The sequence below is a fragment of the Intestinimonas sp. genome (assembly GCF_026169115.1).
Classification (GTDB): Bacteria; Bacillota; Clostridia; order Oscillospirales; family Oscillospiraceae; genus Intestinimonas.
The window spans coordinates 1-5,381 of the sequence record NZ_JAPFEA010000152.1 but is presented as its reverse complement, the minus strand read 5'-3'; the positions used below and the strand labels follow the sequence as shown (position 1 = coordinate 5,381).

5 protein-coding genes and 1 other annotated feature are annotated in these 5,381 nt (G+C 64.9%); of the genes, 2 read left to right on the top strand and 3 right to left on the bottom strand.

Going from position 1 to position 5,381, the window contains the following annotated elements:
• Positions 1-397: 397 nt before the first annotated feature.
• The 3 genes from Q0Y09_RS12575 to rpsT form a co-directional block, all read right to left on the bottom strand.
• The gene (locus Q0Y09_RS12575) at positions 398-1,237 is read right to left on the bottom strand and encodes a DegV family protein (protein WP_297722337.1); all 840 of its coding nucleotides are present in this window, start codon (positions 1,235-1,237) and stop codon (positions 398-400) included.
• Between the two features lie 2 nt (positions 1,238-1,239).
• Positions 1,240-1,719, bottom strand: a complete 480-nt coding sequence (locus Q0Y09_RS12570) for a MarR family transcriptional regulator (protein ID WP_297722334.1) — start codon at positions 1,717-1,719, stop codon at positions 1,240-1,242.
• Between the two features lie 176 nt (positions 1,720-1,895).
• Complete coding sequence (rpsT, locus tag Q0Y09_RS12565; protein WP_297722330.1) at positions 1,896-2,159, bottom strand: 30S ribosomal protein S20; 264 nt, start codon at positions 2,157-2,159, stop codon at positions 1,896-1,898.
• A gap of 199 nt (positions 2,160-2,358) precedes the next feature.
• Between rpsT and gpr the strand changes: the two genes are divergently transcribed.
• Together gpr and Q0Y09_RS12555 are read left to right on the top strand one after the other, a co-directional pair.
• Positions 2,359-3,270: a GPR endopeptidase gene (gpr, locus tag Q0Y09_RS12560; protein WP_297722327.1), complete on the top strand. Its 912-nt coding sequence runs from the start codon at positions 2,359-2,361 to the stop codon at positions 3,268-3,270.
• A 904-nt stretch (positions 3,271-4,174) separates the two neighbouring features.
• Positions 4,175-4,384, top strand: a binding site (T-box leader).
• A gap of 62 nt (positions 4,385-4,446) precedes the next feature.
• Positions 4,447-5,381 (top strand): glycine--tRNA ligase (locus Q0Y09_RS12555; RefSeq protein ID WP_297722324.1); only part of this gene is annotated, 935 nt, incomplete at its 3' end.

The following is a 5,381-nucleotide window of genomic DNA, read 5'->3' as shown; positions in this document are numbered from 1 at the left end:
TCCCCCTCCCAGGGGGAAGGTGGCATTTGCGAAGCAAATGACGGATGGGGGTGAGCCGGGGGATGCATCCGGGCCGACACACAGGTCGGTCCCTACGGGATATCACGGCGTCATGCTGAGTAAAGCGAAGCATCCGTTTTCCCCGTCCCTTTTCCGCTGTCAGGGACCGGGGAAAACGGATTCTTCGGCCTGCGGCCTCAGAATGACAGGAAAGGGGAGGTCGTGGCGCACTATCCAGGGACCGATGTCCCCATCGGCCTAGTGGCGTGGTCTGTACCCTGCCCATCCCCTCAGTCCGGCTTCGCCGGACAGCTCCCCCGTCAAGGGGGAGCTATGATATGGCCCGCCCCATAACACAGTGGACCGCGCCCGGCGGACGCCGGGCGCGGTCCGTACCTTATTCCTTCACAAAATACGCGATGCCCGCGCAGCCGGGGCCGGCATGGGTACCGACCACGGAGCCGATGTCGCTCTCCAGGACCTCCATGCCGGAGATACGCTCCCGGAAATAGTCCTCGCACTCGGCCATGAGCTCCGGGCTGTCGGAGTGGCCGAAGGACACAGGCAGGGCGGGGTCCGCCGGCTCGGCCTCCAGCCGCTTCTCCATCCACTGATAGGCCGCTTTCCGGCCCCGGGATTTGGCCGCTGCCTCCACCACGCCGTCCCGGATGTTCAGGATGGGGGTGATGCCCAGCATGCCCCCCACCACCGCGGCGGTGCCCGAGATGCGTCCGCCCATCTTGAGGTACTTCAGCGTGCCCACCACGGCGTAGAACCGCAGCCGCCCCGCCAGATGCTCCACCTGCGCCGCGATCTCCGGGGCGCTCAGCCCCGCATCCCGCAGCCGGGCGGCCATCTCCACCAGCAGTCCCAGACCGAAGGTCACCGTGGTGGAGTCCACCACAAAGATATTGGCCTCGTCCACGATGCCCCGGGCGATGAGGGCCGACTGGCAGGTCCCCGAGAGCTGGGAGGCCAGGAAGATCCCCACCACCTGGTCCCCCGCCCCCACATGGGCCTGGAACCGGCTGATGAACTCCTCCGGGTTGACCTGGGCCGTGGTGGGCAGGGTCTCGGTCCCCCGCAGCCGCTCATAAAATTCCGCGTTGCTCAGGTCCACGCCGTCCCGGAAGCTCTCCGCCCCGAAGTGGACGGACAGGGGGACCACCTCCACCCCCAGGGCCTTCTGCCGCTCCGGGGAGAGATCGCAGGTGCTGTCGGTCATGATGCGTACCATATTCATACCTCGTTTCCTTCTGTCTCCGTTTTGCCGCCCTCCGGCGCAAAAAACCGGGCCAGCTTGCCCAGGGTCTCCACCAGCACGTCGGCCTCTGCCGCCGTCAGCTCGGACAGGACCCGTTCCACCATGGCCCGGTGGAACTCCCGGTGGGCGGCCTCCGCCTCCCGGGCCAGGGGGGTGGGCAGAATACGTACCACCCGCCGGTCGTGCTCATCCCGCTGCCGCACCACATAGCCCTTGCGCTCCAGGAGGTTCACCGCCGTGGTCAGGGTCCCCGCCGTCACCCCCTGGGACGCCGCGATGGCCGTGGCCCGGTTGTCCTCCCCCCGGTCCGCCGCCCGGCAGACCCCGTCGATCAGGTGGATCTCCCGCAGGGACAGCCTGGGGTACTGCGCCGTCAGGACTGCCTCCTCCCGGCGCAGGATCTGGTCGAACACCTCCACCAGGAACTGATTGATCTTGGCGCTCCGCCCTTCCATGCCGCCGCCCCTTTCCTTTGAATTTCAAAACATTCGCATTGTACCCGCTCCCGCCGCCCTTGTCAAGGGTTTTGTTTGAAGTTCAAAACTTTCTCCCTTTTTACCAAAATTTGGGCAGTATGGGCAGCAAAAAACCGCCTGCGGATGCAGGCGGTCTTCATGCGCGCTGTTGGGCGTCAGGCCAGCTTGTTCAGCTTGATGGTCATGGCGCTCTTCTTGTTGGCCGCGTTGTTCTTGTGCAGCAGGCCCTTGACGGTGGCCTGATCGATGGCCTTCACCGTGGCCTTGTAGACGACATCGGCCTCGCTGCGGTTGCCTTCGGCCACCACGGCGTCAAACTTCTTGATCTGGGTCCTCAGCGCAGACTTGGCCGCCTTGTTCCGGGCCGCCTTGGCCTCGTTGACCAGCACACGCTTCTTGGCAGACTTGATATTCGGCAAACCAAACACCTCCTCCGATGATATACTCATTTTCACGGGTCCTGCCCGTGCAGGTATCCATTTTAACAGAAGTCCCGAAAAAATGCAACCTTTTTTTTGAATTTTTTTGTCTTTCCGTATAGGAAGGGGCTCCTTCGCAAAAAATAGGGGCTGAATGGCAGATGCGCCACTATATCTTGCGGAGGGGAAGTGAGGCGCCGTGCTGAAACGGCGGACAGATCTGGCGGTGGAGGCCGAGGCCCTGACCAAAACGGCCCAGACGGGAAGGGGGCCGGAGGGGGTCCGGATCCAGGAGGAGGTCCGGGAGGGCTGCCCCGTGACCCGGGTGGAGATCCTGGACGACAGGGGGGAGGCCGCCCTGGGCCGGCCGGTGGGGACCTATGTGACCGTGGACCTCTCGGGCCTTGCCCGTAGGGAGGAGGGGGCCTTCCCCCGGTCCTGTACGGCCCTGGCGGGGGAGCTGGGCCATCTGCTCCGGCGCTGCCGGGTGCCGGAAAAGGCCCCGATATTGGTGGTGGGCCTGGGGAACCGGGCCATCACTCCCGACGCCGTCGGCCCCGGCGCCGCCGACCACACCCTGGTGACCCGCCACCTCATCGACGCCGCCCCGGAGCAGTTCGGGTCCTTCCGCCCAGTGGCCGCCCTGGCCGCAGGGGTGCTGGGCACCACCGGGGTGGAGAGCGGGGAGCTGGCCCAGGCGGTGGCGGGGAAGGTAAAGCCGGGGTGCGTCCTCGCCGTGGACGCCCTGGCCGCCCGGAGCCTGGAGCGCATCTGCACCACCGTGCAGCTCTCCGACACCGGCATCGTCCCCGGCTCCGGGGTGGGCAACCACCGCTTCGCCCTCAACGCCGAAAGCCTGGGCGTCCCCGTCATCGCCCTGGGGGTGCCCACGGTGGTGGACGGGGCCACCCTGGCCCTGGACATTCTGGAGGAGGCCGGACGGGACGACCTGGACCCCGCCGCCCTCCGGGGGGCGGGGGGAGACCTCATGGTCACCCCTCGGGACATCGACCAGCGGGTAAAGGACATGGCCAAGGTCATCGGCTTCGCCATCGACCTGGCCCTCCACCCCCACCTCACCGTGGAGGATGTGGAGCTGTTTTTGTCCTGAGTTTTTCCGTCATTTTGAGGTATTTTTCCTGTCATGCTGAGCGTCAAGGCACAGACCACGCCGCCGGGCCGATGGGGACATCGGCCCCTGCGCCAGGGTTGTGATGGCGTTGCAGGGGCGGCTACCAGCCGCCCGTCCGATGTGGTGCCGCGCCGGTCTGCGGGCGTGAAGGGACCACCTTCGCTTTTTGTCCTCCCCATGACGCGCACCGCCTCGGCCAAGACGTCATTCTGAGGCCGCAGGCCGAAGAATCCGTCTCCCGGCCCCTGACGGCGAAAAAAGGACGGGGAAAACGGATGCTTCGCTCCCGCTCAGCATGACGCGGGGGAGGGACGGGCGCACACACAGGTACGCCCCTACTGGGGCATGGTTTGGCGCGCCGGGGTCGTGATGCCCCACAGAACGACGTGGTTCATGGGCGCGTCTGGGAAGCCGCGCCCCACAGTAGAGGTGGTGCGTATAGGGCTTTTGGTTTAGCTCCCCCTTGACGGGGGAGCTGTCGCCGCAGGCGACTGAGGGGGCCGCAGCGTGAAGAAAATGTGCCAGTGGCACAATGGGGGCCCAAATGGGAGGTATCCCATTTGGGAGAGGAGGAGCAAGGGAGCGTAGCGAGAAATACCCGCAAGGATGTTTCGAGCGAAGCCGACTTTGCGACGACGACGGCGTAGGCCCGGCCAGCTATGCTGGACGGGTTTCGTTGGATCGGAGGATAGATTGACCCTACCCGGCCCACCCTCATCCGGCGGCTGCGCCGCCACCTTCCCCCTGGAAGGGGGAAGGTTTACGGGGGGCGGGCGGCCAAAGGCCACCCCGATGGAGCAGCAAAAGAGGGTCAAAGCCTTCCTTTCTCTCTCCATCTCCCCTTGACGGCGGGGGGAAAGGGTGATAAAATGGGCGCAAATCCAAAAAAGCAGTGACCGGGAGGAGTACGCGAGGACCCGGACCGCAGAGAGGAGCCGCTTTGGTGCAAGGCCCCCGACGGTCCCGCGGAAGGCGCCCGTGAGCTCCGGGGCGGAAATGCCCCGGCGGCCCCCGCCGTTACCGGGAAAGAGCGCGGTCCTTCTTCGGGAGGGCCGAATTCAGGTGGTACCACGGACATTCGTTCGCCCTGAGCCTATGGCTCGGGGCGTTTTTGTTTGCGTACCTTTATTTTATCATATTGAAGGAGTGTCTCCCATGAAAAACACCGAAAAGACCATGGAACAGATCGTGGCCCTGTGCAAGGGCCGGGGCTTCATCTTCGCCGGCAGCGAGATCTACGGCGGCCTGGCCAACACCTGGGACTACGGCCCCCTGGGCGTAGAGCTCAAGAACAACGTGAAAAAGGCCTGGTGGAAGAAATTCGTCCAGGAGAACCCCTACAACGTGGGCCTGGACGCCGCCATCCTCATGAACCCCCAGGTGTGGGTGGCCTCCGGCCATGTGGGCGGCTTCTCCGACCCCCTGATGGACTGCAAGGAGTGCAAGGAGCGTTTCCGGGCCGACAAGGTCATCGAGGACTGGTGCCAGGAGACCGGCTTCACCCTGCCCAAGCCGGTGGACGCCCTGAGCCAGGCTGAGATGAAGGAGTTTGTGGAGGAGCACAACATCCCCTGCCCCTCCTGCGGCAAGCACAACTGGACCGACATCCGGCAGTTCAACCTGATGTTCAAGACCTTCCAGGGGGTCACCGAGGACGCCAAGAACACCGTCTACCTCCGCCCCGAGACCGCCCAGGGCATCTTTGTCAACTTCCAGAACGTCCAGCGCACCACCAGAAGAAAGCTGCCCTTCGGCGTGTGCCAGGTGGGCAAGAGCTTCCGCAACGAGATCACCCCCGGCAACTTCACCTTCCGCACCCGGGAGTTTGAGCAGATGGAGCTGGAGTTCTTCTGCCTGCCGGGCACCGTGCTGGAGTGGTTCAAGTACTGGAATGACTTCTGCCACCAGTGGCTGCTGGATCTGGGCATCCGGGATGAGAACCTGCGCCTCCGGGACCACGACCCCGAGGAGCTCAGCCACTACTCCAACGCCACCACCGACTTTGAGATCGTCTTCCCCTTCGGCTGGGGCGAGCTGTTTGGCGTGGCCAGCCGGACCAACTTCGACCTGAACGCCCACCAGACCACCTC